Here is a 19,120-nt window from a genome sequence, read left to right as displayed (position 1 = left end):
AAGAAGGACGTTCGGCGTGCGGAGGGCGGGAGTCCGAAATTGCAAAACTTTATGCTGCTTGCCCTCCTGGAATCGATTGCAGCCACGTTCCTGTTTGCGGCCTTCCTCCTTCCACCCGGTTTTTTGCTGGCTTGGTTCTCGAATCTATTCGGTTTTCGCGCGGCGTCAGGCAGCGAGCGGTTGCTGATTAGTGCCGCCCTTTCGATCGCGATGGTTCCGACCCTCTCTGTGCTTATGGAGAGGTTCGCAGGGACACGTGTCACGCTGGCGTTGTTCGTTCTCGCAGCGGTTGGGAGCGCGGCTTTACTGGCGAAGGAATCGAGAGGCCGGAAGCTTTCGACAATGGATCGCAGCACGAAGATCGGGCTGATCTTCATGATTGTCTGGGCAGTGATCGCATTGTTTTCGACGGTCGACCTGCAGATTGGCGACAGGCTCTACCCGAGCACGACCGTTTTCGACCACAGCGTGCGTGTACCATTCGTTGCTGCCGCCATTCGCGATGGCTCACCGCCGCTGAATCCGTTCTTCAATATCGGCGGTTCGCCGACCCTGCGTTATTACTACTACTGGTATGTCGTCGCGGCGTTGCCGGGCCAACTCGCCAGAATTCCGGCGCGCGCTTGCTTGAACGGAAGCTTGGTCTGGGCAGGTTTCGGACTTGCATCGCTGGTACCGCTTTTCCTGAAGCACTTCACTCGACAATCTGAGCTGCGCCGCAAGTCACTCATCGGGATTGCACTGCTTTCAGTGACCGGCCTGGACCTTGTCGCCTTCACGATCCTCTGTTCGCGACTGCATTATTTGATCTCCGACATGGAGTGGTGGGATCCGAACCAAGTCACCTCATGGATGGGATCTCTGCTTTGGGTGCCGCACCATGTGGCCGCGTTGATCGCATGCATGACGGGATTGCTGGTGCTCTTCGTTGCAGAAGGCGAGCAACGTTCGCGATCCGAACAAATCTGGGCCGCGATTTTGGGCGGAATGGCGTTCGCCAGTGCCGCTGGACTATCACTCTATGTGACGTTTACGTTCGCGGTGTTCTGCGCGCTCTGGATGCTTGTGCTCGCGGTACAGCAAAGGTTCACCGCATTGGCAACGTGGACGGGTGCCTCCGCACTTTCGCTGCTCTTCGCAGCGCCGTACTTACGCGACCTGCTCACCAAGTCGTCTGCGGCGGGAGCCCGGTTTGCCGTTTTATCGTTACGCGACTTCCCTGCGGCCATCGACTTCCTGAGTGCCCACGGTGTACAGAGCGCGGTGGTGCTCGATTTTGCCAAAATCCCGATCGTTGCACTGGTGTACATCATCGAATTCGGATTCTTCTTTTGCGTCGCTGTTATCCAGTTTCGGCGCGAGGCACTGGGCACAGCACCGATGGAACGATGGCAACGTTGCACCTGGCTGTTATTGGGAAGCTGTCTGTTTGTCGTGACGATCTTCAAGTCCGATGTCACCAACGGAAATGACCTCGGGTTCCGCGGGATCTTGCCCGCTCAATTTGTGCTCTTGATCTGGGCAGCGCCGATCGCTTCGGATCTACTGAAATCGGAAGGGCGATTCCGCGGCGCAACCAAATCACTCCTGCATGCAGCGCTGTGGATCGGCGTACTCGGCACGATCTGCCAAGTGGCGTTGCTCCGCGGTTTCGTGTGGTACGTGGAAACGAACCAGAAGCCGCGCGCGGAAACATTTCTGCAATTGCCGAACCTCGGAGCCGAAGGTTTCTACTTGCAACAAGGCCTAGCGCAATTAAACAAGGGGATGGATCGACAAGCGATCTACCAGTTCGACGCCGAGTCGGCCGCAATCGCCTTCATTCATTTGTACGCGGACCATCCGTTCGCCGCGGGAGACCCTAGCTGTGGTGCAGCCTTCGGTGGCGATCCGAGCGTGTGCGAAGCTGCTATCGGAGAACTCAAAGCGCCCTATCGCACCATGATGTCGCTCGACGAGGTAGACGCAATTTGCGATCGCTACAACATCCGAACGATGATTGCGACCGACCTCGATCCGATTTGGCAGGATCAAAACAGTTGGGTATGGCAGCGCCAGCCATTGGTCGCAAACCAACGAATGCGCGCGTTGCCCTGCGGACCAAGTGTCCACGAGCAACGCGCGCGATAAGTAGACGGTGAGTCTTAGTTCGACGCGAGCGGCTTGCCGCTTTGCGCGTCGGCGATCAACTTCTCAATCTGTTGCTTCTTCTGCGGTTCAAGGCTCGGATTGGTCGCCAGCAGTTGCTTCCAGAGTTCGACCGCACCCTTCGGGTCGTTCTTTTTGCGCAGCTTGATCATGCCCAGGTTGAGTAGAGTCGCCGGATCGTTCGGCGAATATTTCAGGCCGTCCTGGAAGATTGCAATCGCCTGGTCCACGTCTCCGGCATAGTAGAAGTCCGCGCCGGTTTCATTGCGCAGTGCGAGGTCCTTCGGGTTCTGTTCCAAAGCCTGGCCGAAATACTTTGCAGCTTCCTTGAACTGATGCGCGCTCTTATAGGTGCTGCCGATCTTCACCAGAAGCTGCGGGTTCTTGGGATCGCTCTTGAGTTGCGCGAGCAAGGGCTCGGCAGCCTTGTCGGCCATGCGCTTCATGTCGTCGAGCGACGGCATTGGCTGACCACCGCCCTCACCCATCTGGGGAGGCATGCCTTGCTGCGGTTGCGATTGGGTCGCCGCGTCGGTGCGGGTGTGTGCGCTCGCGCCCTCTGACCCGCGCAGGAAATAGCCAAACACCAAGCCCAGTACGACGCAGATCGCGCTCATGGTGTAGACCTGTTTTTGCGTCCAGGATAGCTGCGGTTTGGCTTCCGGTTGTGGCGTAATTTCGGTCATGAAAACCTCTTCTCGATACTTCCGCGGAGCAATGGCGAAGCTCCGCCCAACCAGACTGAATGCAGTTGAGCTGCCAAGCCTGCACACCACGAAAGCCTTCATAATTTCAACAACTTACAAGGCAATTGGCGGACCGACTGAGGGCGCGGGTAGCGCAGATTCCCGCAGCGCTCCGCGATTTCACGCAAGCTGGCTGAACGGACGCTTTGTGATAGGCGTCACAGGGGTTTGTGCGGCAGGAAATCTATGATGAGCGGGTCGCATGTCCGCCACAGCGCAAGCCGTTGTAACCGCGCCCATCACCGCCAAAACTTGGGTGATGCGGATCTTTTGCGCGGTGTTCGGAGCTGCGCTGATTCTCGGGTGCCTGGAAGGCGCTCTGCGGGTTTTCGACGTTGGATTTCCGACTTCGTTGACCGTTCCCTGCACCATGGAACAGCAACCGGCGGCTTGCTACAACCTGTTCTTCACGGCGCCGTATTTTCCTCCAGGCATCATTCACACGCCGACTCTATTCGCGGTTCCCGCAGTGAAAGCGCAGAACACGTACCGAATTTTCGTGCTCGGCGAATCGGCGGCAATGGGAGACCCTGATCCGGCGTATGGGTTCAGCCGCTATCTCGAAGTCATGTTGCGCAATCGGTATCCGCAGATGAGGTTCGAGGTAATGAACACGGGCACCGTTGCCATCAATTCGCATGTTGGATTGCCGATCGCGCGCGAGATTGCGAAGCTCAAACCCGACGTGGTGATCATCTACTCGGGGAACAATGAGGTCGTGGGGCCGTATGGCGCGGGGACGGCGTTTGCGGCGTCTGCCATGGAATTACCGGCGATTCGAAGCAGCATCTGGTACCACACCACGCGCACGGGACAACTGCTGACCAAGCTCGGGATGCAGAAGTTGGAATGGCGCGGCATGGAGATGTTCCTCGACAAGCAGGTGCCGCAGTCGTCGCCTCTAATGCCTTATGTTTACGCGAACTTCGAAGCCAACCTACGCGACACGATCGGGGTCTTGCGCGGAGCGGGAGCGACAGCGATTGTCTCAACCGTAGCGACGAACTTGCGCGACTGCGCACCTTTCTCTTCGCTGCATCGGGCAGGGTTGAGCAAAGAAGCGTTGCAGCGGTGGGACACTCTGGTGAATGAGGGCGCGAAGTTGGAAGAGGCCGGTGCTCATTCTGAAGCACTGAAGCTCTACGCGCAAACTCTTGCGATCGACGACGAGTATGCGGAATTAGAGTTTCGAATTGCGAGAGTGCAACTGGCGCTCGGCAAGCGCGAAGAGGCGCTCAAGCACTTCGAACGCGCCCGCGACCTTGATACCCTGCGCTTCCGCGCCGATAGCCGAATTAACGCGATCAATCGCAGCACGGCGGAATCCGGCGGCGCGGAGTTGGTGGACGCAGAACAACTTCTGTATGCGAACGCCGTTGATGGCATCACCGGAGGCGATCTCATCTATGAACACGTTCATTTGACGCCGACAGGAAATTACCTGCTCGCGCGCGCGATGTTTCTGAAGATTGCCGGCAAGCTATCGCCGACGGCGGGCGAAGCCGACGTGCCGTCAGAGTCTGAATGCGAGGAATGGCTCGCGCTTACCGGACACGATCGGATCCGAATCGCGCACGAGATGGCGGAACGGTTGCAGAAGCCGCCGTTCACGAACCAATCGAACCACTCCGAGCAGCTGCTTCGAATTTCAATGCAGGCGCAGCAGGCTGACGAGAGCCCGCAGGACACGGCAGCGCAATATCAACGGGCGCTGCAACAGGCGCCGAATGACCATCTTCTTCACTATGGCTTTGGGCGCTTTCTCTTCCGCTACAATCCCGACGCTGGCGCGAACGAACTGCGGCAATCGCGGCCGTGGGACGGCTTTCCGGTCTTCGCGCCTAACGGTCAGATATTTTAGAAATTGCGATACATGAACTGCGCGGCGTCGGCACCGCGAGTGTAGGTCATCCCCAACACAAGCAGGAGAACCACGATATAGACAGCCGGCAACCAGAGCCAACGGTTGCTGGAAAGCGCGCTCTGCTGTTTGTGTAGTGTGTCGGCGAGCATCAGGATAATTGCGTAACCAAACGCGATTGCGAACACGAGAGCGTACAGAGTATCGCTGAGCGAATGTGTGGAATAGGTGCCCGGCGAAACCGCCGCGATGAGCATTCGCTGCGCTTGCTCCCAGGAATTCGCACGGAAGAAGATCCAGCCGAAATTCACTGCAAGCATCGTTGCCGCCCAGGAAAGTGGCGTCCACAGGCCTTCTCCGGGGTTCCAGTTGTACTTCCGCTGGGCCGATTGAATGAGGCGGTGCGCGACAAGCAACACGCCGTGATATGCACCCCATAGCACAAAGAGCCATGTCGCCTTGTGCCACGCGCCGAAGAGCACCATCGCGATCACCAGCGCGAGATTGCGCCACCAGACTTCCCGGCGTAACACCGCCAGCGGCAGGAAAACATAGTCGCGTATCCAGAAGGAGAGCGACATGTGCCAGCGGGTCCAGAAGACGGAGGGGGTGGTGGAAGTGAATGGACGATCGAAGTTCTCGGGAACGGTGAAGCCGAGGGCCTGCGCCGCGCCGATGGCGATGTGCGAATATCCTGCGAAATCGAAGAACAACTGCAATCCGTAGCCGAACGCCAGGCACCAGACATCGGTGCCGCCCCAGGTCGTCGCGCGGTCGAAGCCGGAGTTGATTCCGTCACCAGAGAGAATGCCCTGCCCAAGCAGGCGCGCGATCTGCATCATCAAGACGCCAGTGGCGATGCGGGTGAGGCCACGTCCGATCGCATCCGTTTGGGTTCTGGAATCGGAGCGGAATTGTGGAAGCATGTCGGGCAGGCGGCAAACAGGGCCGGAAATCACCACCGGGAAGAACGCCATGTAGATCGCGAATTCTGCCAGCGTCGGATCGAGTTCTTCTTCACGATAGAGGTCGAAGAGGTAGCTCATTGCCTGGAAAGTCCAGAAGGAAATGCCGAGTGGCAGCGCGAGATGTGCGAATGCTTGCAGCGAACTGAATGGAAGGGAGACGGCGGATTCCGGCAGGTACTTGAAGGTGCCGAGCACGACTATATTCAGCGCAATGCCCACCGCGAGGGCGAAACGAGTGGGCGAACGGCGGATCCACCGGCCGAGCAGGAAGTTCATCAGCGTGGACCCGGCGAGCACTGCGAGGAACCAACTGCCCCAAGTCATATAGACGGCGTAGCAGCCGACGAGGAGCGCGCCCTGGCGAAGGCCGCGCGAACGCGAGCGCGCGCAGATGAGCAGGCTCACCAAGAACACGAGAATGTACAGCGCTCCGCGACTGGGCATCGGTCAATTCCTCGGTGCAATCCTCACGAATTTTGGCATACCACCTAATGGCTAAAATGTGACGCATAGCACAAACGTGAGGAAATTCGGTCGCTAGAATAGGCGCCAGCTTGAACGAATATCCCAACTTGATTGCCGCGCTTGAGGCTGCGCCGGGTGAGCGTCCGTTCGTAACTCGTTGGGTTGACGACGAGGACGAGCGCGAGACCGTGACGTTCGCAGAATTTCGGGTGCGAGCGCGAGCGCAGGCTTTAGCGTTGCGTCGGGCCGCGGTCGGCGGCGGTGATCGCGTGGTCATCCTCATGCCGCAGACGATCGATGCGATGGCCGTGTTCGCCGGAGCCATGATGATCGGTGCGGTACCGGCATTCCTAGCGTATCCCAATTTCAAAGTCGAGCCGGCGAAATACCGGGCGGGATTAGCGGGTGTTACGGCGAACTTGTCGGCGAAAGTGATCGTCCTCGACCGCAAATTTCCGGAAGATATGCTCGGACACGTCTCGATCGGCGAAGGAAGCAGAGTCATCCGCGCATCCGCGGAAATCGAGGGCGGAGAACTTGAGCTTTCGCCTTTGGGACCGAACGAGATCGCCTTCATCCAGCACTCTGCCGGAACTACGGGGCTGCAAAAGGGTGTCGCACTGACGCATGCTGCGGTCCTGAGACAACTGCAGCATCTTGCAGATGCGCTGCGGATCGATCCGCAATCCGATTCCATTTATAGCTGGCTGCCGCTGTATCACGACATGGGTCTCATCGCCTGTTTCATGTTGCCGATGGTGTGCCACATTCCGGTCGTAATGCAGTCGTCGCTCGACTGGGTGATGCAGCCGGAATCGCTGCTGCAAGCGATCACCACTTGCAAGTGCACCCTAGGCTGGATGCCGAACTTCGCTTTCCAGTTCGTGCCGCGTCGTGTTCCGCAGAAGCGCTGGGCCGATTACGATCTGTCTTCTCTGCGTGCGTTGATCAACTGCTCGGAGCCGGTGCACGCCAGCAGCCTGCGCGAATTTGAATCGGCGTTTGCGGCGATTGGATTGAAGAAAGGAGTCTTGCAATCCAGTTACGCGATGGCGGAGAACGTCTTCGCGATCACGCAATCGAAGATTGGCCGGGAACCGACGGAAGTATGGGCCGATGGAACGCGCTTTCGTCGTGAACACGTGATCGAAGTCGTGGAATCGTCCGTGCCTGGAGCGGTTTCTTTCGCGTCTTCAGGATCGTTGCTGCCATGCAACGAAGTTCAGATCGTGAATGACGCAGGAGAACCGCTGGCACCCGAGCGTGTAGGTGAAATTTTGATTCGCAGTGACAGTCTCTTCACCGGCTACTTCAACCGGCCCGATCTAACGAGCGCTGCTTTCGTGAACGGCTGGTATCGCACCGGCGACCTCGGCTTTCCGCTCAACGACGAGCTTTATGTGGTCGGTCGCCAGAAAGACCTGCTGATCGTCGGGGGCGAAAACCTCTATCCGCAGGACATAGAAGATGTCGTCGCGACGCACCCGGCAATCCACGATGGGCGCGTCGTCGCCATGGGTCTCTACAATCCCGAGCTCGGGACGGAAGACATTGTGATCGTTGCTGAAGTCGAGCGCGAAGAGCTACTCGCCGAGAGCGAAACCATCGAGCAGGAAGTGCGGAAAAACGTCGTCGCTGTGACTGGCGTGGCGCCAAGGCGGATTTTGCTCAAACCGCCGAGGTGGATCGTAAAAAGCACGGCGGGGAAAGCGGCCCGATCGGCCACTCGTGACAAATTACTGCAAGAGCATCCGGAATTTGGAGACGACGCATGACACCTGAAGCCGCACAGATGAAGGCACACATTGTGGCGCTGCTACGCAAGCCCGGCATCACAATCGAAGAAGACTCGCCGCTCGTCTCTTCGGGGCTGATCGATTCTATGGCGTTGGTGGACCTTCTTCTCACACTCGAAGACATTACCCACCTGCGCATTCCCGCCGGCAAAGTCCAGCCCAAGGACATGAACACAATCGCGCTGATGTTCGCGACCGCGCAACGCGTCGGCAAGCCCCGCAAGTAGCTTGTCCCCCTTTGGTGGAAATCGCGTATCGGATGTGATCTACATCACAGGCCGTTGTGTTAGTGGCCCGATAGGATCTTCGTGTCAAAGCGGAATCCCTGGTGACAAATCCCTCCGCCCGGACAGGAAGCAATCATGGCAGCGACTACGGAAGAAAAGCGCACCACCCAGAATTGGAGCAGCACCCAGGCCTACATAATGGCCGTCATTTGCCTGATCGTAGGTACGGCGGTCGGGTATCTCATCCGCGGTTCGCAGGCGTCGAGCACACCCGCGCCGCAAGCCGGAGCAATGGCGTCGCAACAGCAGGCACCGAACGACGCCATGCACGCCGGCGCCGGACAAGGCCAACCGCAGATGCCCTCGCCCGAGCAACTCAAGACCATGGCCGATCAGCAGGCCGCGCCCTTAATGGCAAAGCTGAAGACAAATCCGAAGGACCCGCAGACGCTCGCTGAGGTCGGCAACCTCTACTACGACGCGCAGCAGTTCGCTACCGCGGTTCAGTTCTACAACCAGGCGCTGGATATTGAGCCTAAGAACCCGAACGTACGCACCGACCTGGGTACGGCTTATCTCTACATGAACGACCCGGATCGCGCGATCAAGGAATTTGAGACGGCGCTGAAAGAGAACCCCAAACACGGCCAGGCGATGTTCAACCTGGGCATGGCGCAATGGCGCGCAAAGGGCGATACCAAGGCCGCAGTCGCAACCTGGGAGAAACTGCTCCAGACTGTGCCGGACTTTCCGCAGCGCGCGGATGTCGAACAGATGGTGGCGCAAGCGAAAAAACACATGAACATGAAGCCGGGACAAGCGCCGGCAAAGCCGACCACATAGGATTTCAGCAACTCACGCCCGCGGCTTCGGCTGCGGGCTTTTCTTTTTCTGGAAGATAAATTCGCTGCACCCGGATCAGGCCAGAGTCTCGGGTTGTATCGCTGAAGGCCAAATTCTCCAAATCGCAACAGCAGCTCAGAGCAACGCCGCTCCAGCGACTCTCCATCTTAACGAGGGCGCTTGTCGTACACCTTCTTAGGAAGCGGTGGTATGAAACGGTCTTTCCTTGTAGTACTGCTCGCATTGTGCTTGGCAGCGTTCTCTGGTTGTGGCTCGTCTTCCGGTGGCAGCGGCTCTGGCGGCAGCGGTGGATCCGGTGGGGGAGGGGGTGGTTCGAAACCTCCCGGCAATGGCCAGCTCTCGCAGCTGAACCATATTGTGTTCATGTTGCAGGAGAACCGCTCCTTCGACCAGTATTTCGGGAAGCTGAACGACTATCGGACCGCGCACGGAAAGGGCGCCGACGTTGATGGTCTGCCGGCGGGCGCCAGCAACCCATCGAATGATGGTACGAGCACGGTAGCTTCCTTCCACTTCGCGACCGTCTGTTCCGAGAACGTTACGCCATCGTGGAACGCCAGCCGCCGCGACATCAATCGCTACAACCCGACGAGTACGACGTACAACATGGACGGCTTCGTGTATTCGGCGGCGCACTATGCGCAGGACAACAATGCGCAGAGACCCGGCGCCTACACCGATACCGAAGGCATCCGCGCAATGGGGTATTACACCGACGCGGATTTGCCTTACTACTACTTCATGGCAACGCAGTTCGCTACGTCAGACCGTTTCTTCTCGCCGATTTTGTCGCGAACTCCACCGAATCGGCTTGCGACCTTCGCGGCTTCGGCGCTGGGAGTGGTCAATGACATCCCCGCAAACACTACGTATTCCCAGGACACGATCTTCACGCTGCTGCAAAACGCCGGCATCACCTGGAAGATTTACGAGACCTCAGGGAACACTTATCTCGGGTACTTTGGGTCTTTCTACGCCAAGTACAAGAGCACGAACATCGCGCCGATCAGCCAGTATTTTGACGATGTCAAGAATGGCAAGCTCCCGCAGGTCGCGTTCATCGAGACCGGCGTCGAGACTTCGGACGAGGGCGGCACGAGCTCGCTCGACGAGCATCCGGACGCCAACATCCAGAAGGGTGCAGCGTACGTAGCGAAAATCATCAATGCGCTGATGACCAGCAGTTCGTGGAAGGACTCGGCGTTTATCCTCACTTACGACGAGGGTGGGGGCAACTACGATCACGTTCCGCCGCATTCCGCTGCGGTGCCGGATTCCACTCCGCCGATGCTTCAGCCGACCGACGATCCCGACACCTACAACCGAACCGGCTTCCGCGTGCCAATTCTTGTAATTTCCCCGTTTACGAAGGTTGGCTACGTCTCGCACACCGTGATGGACACGACGGCGATTTTGAAGTTCATCGAGAAGCGTTTCAGCTTGCCGAGTTTGACGGCGCGTGATGCGGCGCAGGCGGACATGAGTGAGTTCTTCGACTTCACCAATATCCCGAACCAGACCGCACCATCGGGCGTGCCGACACAGCCGACGAGTGGGACCTGCAGCATCCACAGCATCACACCTTAGCGTTCGTGACTTCCAGGCGCAGCCACGTGCTGCGCCTTTTCTTTTGCGATCGCGCCGAACTGTTGCAGGAAATCACAAATCCCGGGTGGCAGCACTTTTTCGCCATTTTGAAGCCTGGCAGATTTACCAGCTAATCCTTCTGTTCTCATCTACTTACGCGTTGTGACGTTTGTCACAAGTGGGAGTGTCTGTAGTCACTGCTGGATGTGCTTATTCCCGTCAGGATAGAAGCGGTTCGAACTGGCACTGCAGTTTGCTGTGGGGACATTTTCCAGTTGCAAACCGCAGCGAGTAAGCAGCAACCAGGCACACGCGGCTGACCGCCGCATACGATTCGCGCCCGCCTCGGCGGCCGTTCTCCTCGACGATTGGACTCATAGATGACTAGACCGAAAGTAACGATTGATGGCAACGAAGCCGCTGCCTATGTGGCGCACAAAGTGAATGAAGTGATCGCGATCTACCCGATCACGCCCTCCTCGCCGATGGGCGAGTGGAGTGACCAATGGTCGTCCGAGGGCAAACCGAATATCTGGGGAACGATCCCGCAAGTCATCGAAATGCAGAGTGAAGGCGGCGCCAGTGGAGCGCTGCACGGAGCATTGCAGACCGGCGCACTGGCCACGACATTCACATCGGCGCAGGGCTTGCTGCTGATGATCCCTAACATGTACAAGATCGCCGGCGAACTCACTCCGACGGTCATCCACGTTGCGGCGCGATCCATCGCGGCACAGGCGCTCTCGATCTTTGGCGATCACCAGGATGTGATGGCCGTGCGCCAGACGGGCTGGGTGCTGCTGGCGTCGAACAATGTGCAGGAAGTGATGGACTTTGCGCTGATTTCGCACGCCGCCACGCTTGCCTCGCGGGTACCCTTCATTCACTTCTTCGATGGCTTCCGCACCTCGCACGAAGTTGCGAAGGTCGAACAGCTTTCCGTGGACGACCTGCGCGCTCTGATCAGCGACGACCTCGTCCGCAGCCACCGTTCGCGCGCGCTCACCCCTGATGCACCGGTGCTCCGCGGCACCGCGCAGAATCCGGACGTTTACTTCCAGGGCCGCGAAACGGTGAACCCGTATTACCTGGCGATTCCGACGATCGTGCAGAACGTGATGGACCAATTCGCCAAGCAAGTGGGACGCCAGTATCACCTGTTCGATTACGTCGGCCCGCGGGATGCCGAGCGCGTGATGATCCTCATGGGTTCGGGCGCCGATGTCGCGCAAGAGGCCGTGGAAGCAATGAACGCGAAGGGCGAGAAGGTCGGCCTGATCAAGGTGCACCTCTATCGTCCGTTCTCGGTGGACCACTTCCTGCAAGTGCTGCCGCCAACGGTGAAATCGATTGCTGTGCTGGATCGCACTAAGGAACCGGGATCGCTCGGTGAGCCGCTGTACCAGGACATCGTTACGGCGATCAGCGAGAGCTTTGCGGCGGGCAAGCAGTTTGCGAAGTTTCCCAAGGTCGTGGGCGGACGCTACGGACTTTCGTCGAAGGAATTCACTCCGGCGATGGTCAAGGGTATCTACGACGAACTCGCGAAGGAGACTTCGAAGAACCACTTCACCATCGGCATCAACGACGATGTGACCTTCACCAGCTTGCCGTACGATCCCACGTTCTCGACGGAAGATGCGAAGACGGTGCGTGCGTTGTTCTACGGACTTGGCGCAGACGGCACGGTGGGCGCCAACAAGAACTCAATCAAGATTATCGGCGAAGATACCGACAATTTCGCCCAGGGCTACTTCGTCTACGACTCCAAGAAGTCGGGCTCGTTGACGACCTCTCACCTGCGCTTCGGACCGAAACCGATCCGCTCCAGTTACCTGATTTCGAGGGCGAGCTTCGTGGCCTGCCACCAGTTCACGTTCCTCGAACGCGTGAATGTGCTGCAGAACGCCGAGCCGGGCGCGACCTTCCTGCTGAATAGCCCGTTCAGCGCCGAAGAAGTTTGGGACCACCTGCCGCGCCAGACGCAAAAACAGATCCTCGACAAGAAGCTGAAGTTCTACGTGGTGGACGGCTACAAAGTCGCACGCGATACCGGCATGGGCACGCGAATCAACACCATCATGCAGACCTGTTTCTTCGCCATCAGCGGAGTTTTACCGCGCGAAGAAGCTATCGAAGCGATCAAAAAGGCCGTAAAGAAGACCTACGGCAAGCGTGGCGAAGCGATCGTGCAGAAGAACTTCGACGCCATCGACTCCACGCTTGCGAACCTCTTCGAAGTAAAGGTTCCGACGACGGTCAGCAGCACGTTTGACATGCGTCCTCCGGTTCCGACGCATGCGCCTGAATTCGTGCTCAACGTGCTCGGTCCGATCATTGACGGCCGCGGCGACGATCTGCCGGTGAGCATGATGCCGGTGGATGGCACCTTCCCAACCGCTACCGCTCTCTGGGAAAAACGCAATATCGCCCTGGAAATTCCGGTGTGGGATGAGCAGCTTTGCATCCAGTGCGGCAAGTGCGTGCTGGTTTGCCCGCACGCGGTTATTCGCGCCAAGGTGTTCAAGACCGATTACACCAAGAATGCTCCCGAGACCTTCAAGACCGCTCCCGCAAAGTGGAAGGACCTGAAAGACCAGCTCTACTCGCTGCAAGTGGCGCCGGAAGATTGCACCGGTTGTGGACTTTGCGTGGAAGCCTGCCCCGCAAAGAGCAAGAGCGACATAAGCCACAAGGCGATCAACATGGCGGACCAGCTCCCACTGCGTGAAAGCGAAGCGAAGAACTGGGACTACTTCCTCAGCATCGACGAAGTGGACCGCAAGCCTCTGAGCGTGAACCAGGTGAAGGACGTCCAGCTCATGCAGCCGCTCTTCGAATTCAGTGGCGCCTGCACGGGTTGCGGCGAAACTCCATACGTGAAGTTGCTCACGCAGTTGTTCGGCGACCGCGCGGTCATCGCCAATGCGACGGGCTGCTCGTCGATCTACGGCGCTAACCTGCCGACTACGCCCTACGCGGTTAACAAGGACGGACGCGGCGTGGCCTGGTCGAACTCGCTGTTCGAAGACAACGCCGAATTCGGAATGGGCATGCGGTTGGCCATCGACAAGCAAAACGAATACGCACGGGAACTGGTGGTGAGGTTCGCCAGCGTGCTCGGCGAAGAGTTGGTAAAGAGCGTTCTTACTGCCGATCAGTCGAATGAGGCTGGTATTCAGGCGCAACGCATTCGCGTCGCGGAACTGAAAAAGAAGCTGGAAGGCCTGAACACTGCAGAATCGAAGGACCTGCTCTCTCTAGCCGACGCGCTGGTGAAAAAGTCGGTGTGGATCCTTGGCGGCGACGGTTGGGCCTACGACATCGGTTACGGTGGACTCGACCACGTGCTGGCGTCCGGGAAGAACGTGAACATCCTGGTGCTCGATACCGAGGTTTACTCCAACACCGGCGGACAGATGTCGAAGGCCACGCCGCGTGGTGCGGTGGCGAAGTTCGCCGCCGGCGGAAAACCGCGCGCGAAGAAAGACCTCGCGATGATCGCCATGACCTACGGTTCCGCTTACGTAGCTCGCATCGCGATGGGCATGAGCGACATGCAGACACTGAAGGCCTTCAACGAGGCGGAAGCGTATGACGGTCCTTCGATCATCATCGCGTACAGCCACTGCATCGCGCACGGCTTCGACCTGGTGCACGGACTCGACCAGCAGAAGCTGGCGGTACAGTCCGGCCACTGGCCGCTCTTCCGCTATAACCCAGCGATGGTGGACCAGGGCAAGCCGGCCTTCACGCTGGATTCGAAGGCGCCGACGATTCCGCTGGAGAAATATATCTACAACGAGACGCGGTACACCATGCTGCGCCACAGCGACCCGAAGGCCGCACAGCTCCTGCTCACGCAAGCGCAGGAAGACGTGACTACGCGCTTCAAGATGTATGAACAGTGGGCGAACATGCCGGCCGAAGGCGATCTCAAGGGACTGGCGCAAACCATCGCAGGACAGGCACAGGCCGCAGCAAAAGGAGCGGGCAGCAATGATTGATCTATCGACAAAATACCTGGGCTTCAAACTGAAGAATCCTCTGGTCGTCTCTGCCTCTCCTCTGTGCAAAGACCAGGCCATCATCAAACGCATGGAAGATGCGGGTGCGGCAGCCATCGTGCTGCACTCGCTCTTCGAAGAGCAAATCAACCTTGAGAGCAACGAGCTGGATCGCTTCCTCTCGTTCGGGTCCGATGTCTCTGCCGAAGCTGTGGACATGTTCCCGGATATGGGCCAGTACAACATTGGCCCGGATGAGTACCTTGAGCACATTCGCAAGGCGAAGCAGAGCACGAAGGTTCCGATCATCGCCAGCTTGAACGGCGTGTCGGCGGGGGGCTGGACGCGTTACGCACGGTTGATGGAACAGGCCGGCGCGGATGCGATCGAACTGAACATCTACTACGTGCCCACCGATCCTGACCTCAGCGGCTCAACCGTCGAGCACATGCACGCTGAGCTGGTGAAAGTTGTGAAGGACAGCGTGAAGATCCCGGTCGCGGTGAAGCTGGGGCCGCAGTTCAGCGCCTTCGCCAACCTCGCGAAGCAGTTAGATCACGCCGGGGCAAATTCGCTGGTGATCTTTAATCGCTTCTACCAGCCGGACTTCGATCTCGAGCAGCTCGAGGTCACGCCGAACCTGGTGTTGAGCCGCAGCAACGAGTTGAAGCTGCGCATTCACTGGGCGGCGATTCTCTTCGGCAAAATCACCGCGGACATCGCAATTACAGGCGGCGTCCACACACCGGAGGACATCATCAAGAGCATGATGGCCGGCGCGAGGGTTGCGATGACCACTTCCGCGCTGCTCGAACAGGGCGTGGATTACGTCGGCGTGCTGCTGAAAGGTGTGCAGAAGTGGATGGAGGAACACGGATATGAGTCCATCCAGCAGATGCAGGGCAGTATGAGCCAGAAGAACGTTCCGCAGCCCGCGGCGTTCGAACGCGGCAATTACATGAAGGTGCTGAGCAGCTACACGGTTGCCGCGAAGTAGAGCGACTTCCCTCCCCGCAACAAACAGAGGCGACCCGCAAGGGTCGCCTTTGTGTTGGGTAGGTTACAGCGTCCGTTTAGAAGTGGGGCGTCGAGGACTGATCCGGCGTGCTCGAGCTATTCGGGGTGCTGGTGCTGCTCGGGCTGCTGGTGGTTGAGCTGCTGGAGCTCGAAGTGGAATCAGTCGCGTTGCCGTTCGCGTCCGTGGTCTTCTTGTGCTTTTTGTGCTTCTTGGTTTCGGTGGTGTTGCCGTTCGCATCGGTCGAGGACGAGGTGCTGGTCGTGCTCTGCGCGTCGGTCGAGCTAGGAGTCGAGCTGCTGCCAGACTGTGCGCCCGCCTGAGCTGCATCGCTCTGCGGCATGGTGTCCTTGTCGCTCTTCACAGAAGAATCGCTGGAAGCCGAATCGGCCTTCTTCGCGTCGCTGCTGGTGCTTTGCGCAGCATCGCTGCTGGTCGTCGTCGAGCTAGTCGTCGTGGACGAGCTCTGCGCATCGGCCGGGTTCGCCGGCGTGGTGGCCTGCGCCATCATGTGCGGCGTGGTGCTCTCAGACTGCGGCGTGGTGCTGGTGCTCGGCGCAGCGTCCGGAGTCGTGCTGCTCGGGGTCGCAGTGCTGTCAGGAGCCGTGGTCGTGGTGGTCGAAGACTTGGTGGTCGTGGAACTGGTCGCGCCGGTGTCCGTCGCCGGCTTTGCCCAAGGCTGATCCGCCGCGCTGCTGCCGCTGGCCGGGTTTGCGCTGCTGCATGGCGTTGCGCTCGTGGTGCAAGGCTGCGTCTTGGCCGCACCGTTGGCGTTCGGCGAATCGCTCTGAGGCGTTGCCGGGGTCACCGCGCTGCTTGGGGTCGCGTTGTCTTGGGTGCTGGATGGCGTTGCGGGCGTGGAAGTCGTGGTGGTCGTCTGCTGGGTCGCGCTAGAGGACTGTGTCTGCGCCGGCTGACTGCTGGTTGTGTCTGTACTGGCGGTCTGTGCAAGTGCCAGTGTGCCGGTCAGGAGCAAGCCTGCCGCAAGAATCGATAGCTTCTTCATGTGTAACTCCCTCATTGTCTTCTTGAATCGGAATCTTCGACGAAGCGGCGCAGTTAGTTAGATGGCATCCGCTGCGCGGGGTTTTATCTAACCCTTGGCCTAAGTGTTTTTTTGCACTCTGGCCAGCTACCCGGATGCAGGACCTCACCCCTGCGCTGGATCCCTCCTGCCTTCACGCACTTCTGCATCTAAGGTTGCGGAGACGCGAATTGCCAGAGACTTCTCGCCTTACCGCCAACGAGATTTTTGAACAGGTGGAGAGTAATGCCCACGACGAGGTGCGCCGTACGCCGCATGCCCTGGCGTTCTCTGGATTGGCGGGCGGCATCACCATGGGTCTGACGGGATTGGCGGTGGCAACCGCCAAAGCAGCTCTTCCGGAACACGCTGGCAGCTTCATTCCTTACCTGTTCTATCCGCTGGGATTTATCGCCGTGATCATCGGCCGCGCGCAGTTGTTCACGGAAAACACGCTCTATCCGGTGGCGTTGATCCTGAGCGAACGCAAGCATGTTGCGGACACCTTGCGGCTTTGGGCAATTGTGTTTGTCTCTAATGTGCTTGGGGCGTGCGCCTTCTCTGCGCTTGCGGTCAAGACCTCTTCTTTGAAACCCGACATTGCGGAGTACCTGGTGAAACTCGGGCAGGAAGCTCTCCTCGGCAGCAGCGCGCATATTTTCTGGAGCGGAGTGATCGGGGGCTGGATGATCGCGCTGGTGGCCTGGATGGTTTCGGCTAGTTCGTGGACGATCGGGCAGATTGCGGTGATCTGGCTGCTCACCTTTATCGTGGGCCTTGGACATTTTTCACACTGCATCGCCACCAGCGGTGAGATACTCGCGGCTGTCTTCTCCGGCGTGGTTCCGCTCGAAGCCTATGTGAAATGGCTCCTTTTCGCGACCGCCGGAAATATCACTGGCGGCATCTTTATCGTTACGCTCTTGAACTTCGGCCAGGTCAAAGCCGGCGAGACCACGTAAAAACAGGAGGCGACCATGCGAGTCCGAAATGTTTTGATTGCTGCCGCTGCAGGATCGGTGGCGGCCGGCGCCGTCGCGGGTGTAGGCGCGGTGCTGCTCGGACGCGCGATCTGGAAGGGCTTCCGCGAAATCAGCCTGCGCGGCAAAATCGCACTGGTCACCGGCTCTTCGCGCGGACTCGGCTTGGCAATGGCGCAGGAACTCGCGCGCGAAGGTGCGCGCCTCGTGATCTGCGCGCGCGATGAAGCAGAACTGCGCTGGGCACAAGAGGAACTGCAGGCCATCGGCGCCGAGGTTCTTGCAGTCCCCTGCGACGTTGGCGATCGCGAGCAAGTTCGCAAGATGTTCGAGCAAATCCGTGCGCGCTATGGCGCACTCGACGTGCTCATTAACAACGCGGGCGTGATCCAGGTCGGCCCACTGCACTCGCAGACGATCGAAGACTTCGAAGAAGCCATGCGCGTGATGTTCTGGGGCTTGGTCTATCCGACACTCGAAGCGATTCGTGACATGCGTGCCATGGGCTCTGGGCACATTGCAAACATTACTTCAATTGGCGGTCGGATCGCGGTGCCGCATCTCGTTCCTTACTCGGCTGCGAAGTTTGCCGCTATCGGTTTCAGTGAAGGTATCCACGCGGAGCTTGCGAAAGACGGCATTACGGTCACGACCGTTGTTCCCGGCCTGATGCGCACGGGCTCTCACGTGAATGCACGCTACAAGGGCGACCACCGCAAGGAATATGCGTGGTTCAGCCTGGGCGCGAGTACACCAGTCACGGCGATGAGCGCTCACCGCGCCGCGCGCTGCGTGATCACCGCGGTGAAACGCGGACGTTCGAGCGTTACTCTGTCGCCGCAGGCGAAGCTCGCGGCGTTAGCGCACGGCATCGCTCCCGGACTCGTAAGTGATGCGTTGGGCATGGTGAACCGTATTATGCCGGGCAGTCGTTCCACATCCACGGAGGGTTTCACCGGAAAAGAAAGCCGCAGCGTGGTGTCGGAATCCTTCGCGACCAAACTCGGCCGTGATGCCGCGGAGGAACTGCATCAGAATCCTGAGCAGCGGCGCACAGACAACGCAACCAGCGGCCCAGAAGCGTTGCTCGCGGATTAACGCCGATCGCGCGCCAAACCCGGCGCATCCGCACGCATCTGACGACAGACGCAACGCCCCATTGTTTTGCGAATTTCAGTCCGAGGAAAACTGGTGTCACCTGCTTATCTTTTCGAGTATGACGCACGGTCTTTCGAGTTGAAGACAGACGATGATCGCATCCCTGTGCCGCCGGGCGAGGAGAAGCCGCCAGTCGAGGAACCGCCGTCCCGCCCGCACACCGAGCCCAATGCTCCTGTTGAGGAGCCGGAACCCGAAGAACCGCAGCGTTTGCGCCGCGTGGCGTAGGCCGTTCCGTCCCACAACTCCCGTATAATGAGAGCTATCGGACGGT

General features: G+C 58.9%; 14 protein-coding genes. 11 read left to right on the top strand and 3 right to left on the bottom strand.

Annotated features, from left to right (window positions below; translation table 11 throughout):
* The first annotated feature begins 51 nt into the window (after positions 1 to 51).
* Entirely contained in the window at positions 52 to 2,130 is a 2,079-nt protein-coding gene (locus ACID345_RS03795) for a hypothetical protein (protein ID WP_041855415.1), read from the top strand.
* Positions 2,131 to 2,144: 14 nt separating this feature from the next.
* Here ACID345_RS03795 and ACID345_RS03790 read toward each other — a convergent pair whose 3' ends face one another.
* Positions 2,145 to 2,834, bottom strand: a complete 690-nt coding sequence (locus ACID345_RS03790) for a tetratricopeptide repeat protein (RefSeq protein WP_011521544.1) — start codon at positions 2,832 to 2,834, stop codon at positions 2,145 to 2,147.
* A gap of 262 nt (positions 2,835 to 3,096) precedes the next feature.
* Between ACID345_RS03790 and ACID345_RS03785 the strand changes: the two genes are divergently transcribed.
* Positions 3,097 to 4,755: a tetratricopeptide repeat protein gene (locus ACID345_RS03785; protein WP_011521543.1), complete on the top strand. Its 1,659-nt coding sequence runs from the start codon at positions 3,097 to 3,099 to the stop codon at positions 4,753 to 4,755.
* On the opposite strand, the gene ACID345_RS25070 is transcribed toward ACID345_RS03785, so the two are convergent.
* A complete protein-coding gene (locus ACID345_RS25070; RefSeq protein ID WP_011521542.1) occupies positions 4,752 to 6,167 on the bottom strand; it encodes an MBOAT family O-acyltransferase in 1,416 nt (471 codons plus the stop codon). The two genes, ACID345_RS03785 and ACID345_RS25070, sit on opposite strands and share 4 nt — an antisense overlap.
* A gap of 110 nt (positions 6,168 to 6,277) precedes the next feature.
* On the opposite strand from ACID345_RS25070, the gene ACID345_RS03775 reads away from it, so the two are divergent.
* The 6 genes from ACID345_RS03775 (at position 6,278) to ACID345_RS03750 (ending at position 15,666) form a co-directional block, all read left to right on the top strand.
* Positions 6,278 to 7,963, top strand: coding sequence for an AMP-binding protein (locus ACID345_RS03775; protein WP_011521541.1), 1,686 nt, complete (start codon positions 6,278 to 6,280; stop codon positions 7,961 to 7,963).
* Positions 7,960 to 8,211 carry an acyl carrier protein gene (locus ACID345_RS03770; RefSeq protein WP_011521540.1) on the top strand — a complete coding sequence of 84 codons (252 nt, stop codon included), beginning with the start codon at positions 7,960 to 7,962 and terminating at the stop codon, positions 8,209 to 8,211. Before ACID345_RS03775 ends, ACID345_RS03770 begins: the two co-directional genes overlap by 4 nt.
* 135 nt (positions 8,212 to 8,346) lie before the next feature.
* Positions 8,347 to 9,054, top strand: a complete 708-nt coding sequence (locus ACID345_RS03765; RefSeq protein ID WP_011521539.1) for a tetratricopeptide repeat protein — start codon at positions 8,347 to 8,349, stop codon at positions 9,052 to 9,054.
* Between the two features lie 210 nt (positions 9,055 to 9,264).
* Entirely contained in the window at positions 9,265 to 10,662 is a 1,398-nt protein-coding gene (locus tag ACID345_RS03760) for an alkaline phosphatase family protein (RefSeq protein ID WP_011521538.1), read from the top strand.
* A gap of 380 nt (positions 10,663 to 11,042) precedes the next feature.
* On the top strand, positions 11,043 to 14,669 hold the full coding sequence (gene nifJ, locus ACID345_RS03755) for a pyruvate:ferredoxin (flavodoxin) oxidoreductase (protein WP_011521537.1): 3,627 nt from the start codon (positions 11,043 to 11,045) through the stop codon (positions 14,667 to 14,669).
* Complete coding sequence (locus ACID345_RS03750) at positions 14,662 to 15,666, top strand: dihydroorotate dehydrogenase-like protein (protein ID WP_011521536.1); 1,005 nt, start codon at positions 14,662 to 14,664, stop codon at positions 15,664 to 15,666. The genes nifJ and ACID345_RS03750 overlap by 8 nt, the downstream gene beginning before the upstream one ends.
* Positions 15,667 to 15,742: 76 nt before the next feature.
* Here ACID345_RS03750 and ACID345_RS03745 read toward each other — a convergent pair whose 3' ends face one another.
* Positions 15,743 to 16,690 (bottom strand): hypothetical protein, encoded by a 948-nt coding sequence (locus tag ACID345_RS03745; RefSeq protein ID WP_011521535.1) that lies wholly within the window; start codon positions 16,688 to 16,690, stop codon positions 15,743 to 15,745.
* A gap of 209 nt (positions 16,691 to 16,899) precedes the next feature.
* On the opposite strand from ACID345_RS03745, the gene ACID345_RS03740 reads away from it, so the two are divergent.
* The 3 genes from ACID345_RS03740 to ACID345_RS03730 all read left to right on the top strand — a co-directional run bounded on the left by ACID345_RS03740 (position 16,900) and on the right by ACID345_RS03730 (position 19,074).
* Entirely contained in the window at positions 16,900 to 17,670 is a 771-nt protein-coding gene (locus ACID345_RS03740; RefSeq protein WP_011521534.1) for a formate/nitrite transporter family protein, read from the top strand.
* A gap of 15 nt (positions 17,671 to 17,685) precedes the next feature.
* Entirely contained in the window at positions 17,686 to 18,786 is a 1,101-nt protein-coding gene (locus ACID345_RS03735) for an SDR family NAD(P)-dependent oxidoreductase (RefSeq protein ID WP_011521533.1), read from the top strand.
* A 93-nt stretch (positions 18,787 to 18,879) separates the two neighbouring features.
* A complete protein-coding gene (locus tag ACID345_RS03730) occupies positions 18,880 to 19,074 on the top strand; it encodes a hypothetical protein (protein WP_041855413.1) in 195 nt (64 codons plus the stop codon).
* The last annotated feature ends 46 nt before the right edge of the window (positions 19,075 to 19,120 follow it).

Source organism: Candidatus Koribacter versatilis Ellin345, from assembly GCF_000014005.1.
GTDB classification, from domain to species: Bacteria; Acidobacteriota; Terriglobia; order Terriglobales; family Acidobacteriaceae; genus Korobacter; species Korobacter versatilis_A.
The sequence above is the reverse complement of the archived record's forward strand: the minus strand, read 5'-3'. Positions and strand labels throughout refer to the sequence as shown.

Bases quoted from the DNA above. Each gene is read 5' to 3' on its own strand.
- ACID345_RS03795 (WP_041855415.1), top strand. From the start codon at position 52: ATGCTGCTTGCCCTCCTGGAATCGATTGCAGCCACGTTCCTGTTTGCG.
- ACID345_RS03790 (WP_011521544.1), bottom strand. From the start codon at position 2,834: ATGACCGAAATTACGCCACAACCGGAAGCCAAACCGCAGCTATCCTGG.
- ACID345_RS03785 (WP_011521543.1), top strand. From the start codon at position 3,097: ATGTCCGCCACAGCGCAAGCCGTTGTAACCGCGCCCATCACCGCCAAA.
- ACID345_RS25070 (WP_011521542.1), bottom strand. From the start codon at position 6,167: ATGCCCAGTCGCGGAGCGCTGTACATTCTCGTGTTCTTGGTGAGCCTG.
- ACID345_RS03770 (WP_011521540.1), top strand. From the start codon at position 7,960: ATGACACCTGAAGCCGCACAGATGAAGGCACACATTGTGGCGCTGCTA.
- ACID345_RS03765 (WP_011521539.1), top strand. From the start codon at position 8,347: ATGGCAGCGACTACGGAAGAAAAGCGCACCACCCAGAATTGGAGCAGC.
- ACID345_RS03760 (WP_011521538.1), top strand. From the start codon at position 9,265: ATGAAACGGTCTTTCCTTGTAGTACTGCTCGCATTGTGCTTGGCAGCG.
- nifJ (WP_011521537.1), top strand. From the start codon at position 11,043: ATGACTAGACCGAAAGTAACGATTGATGGCAACGAAGCCGCTGCCTAT.
- ACID345_RS03750 (WP_011521536.1), top strand. From the start codon at position 14,662: ATGATTGATCTATCGACAAAATACCTGGGCTTCAAACTGAAGAATCCT.
- ACID345_RS03745 (WP_011521535.1), bottom strand. From the start codon at position 16,690: ATGAAGAAGCTATCGATTCTTGCGGCAGGCTTGCTCCTGACCGGCACA.
- ACID345_RS03735 (WP_011521533.1), top strand. From the start codon at position 17,686: ATGCGAGTCCGAAATGTTTTGATTGCTGCCGCTGCAGGATCGGTGGCG.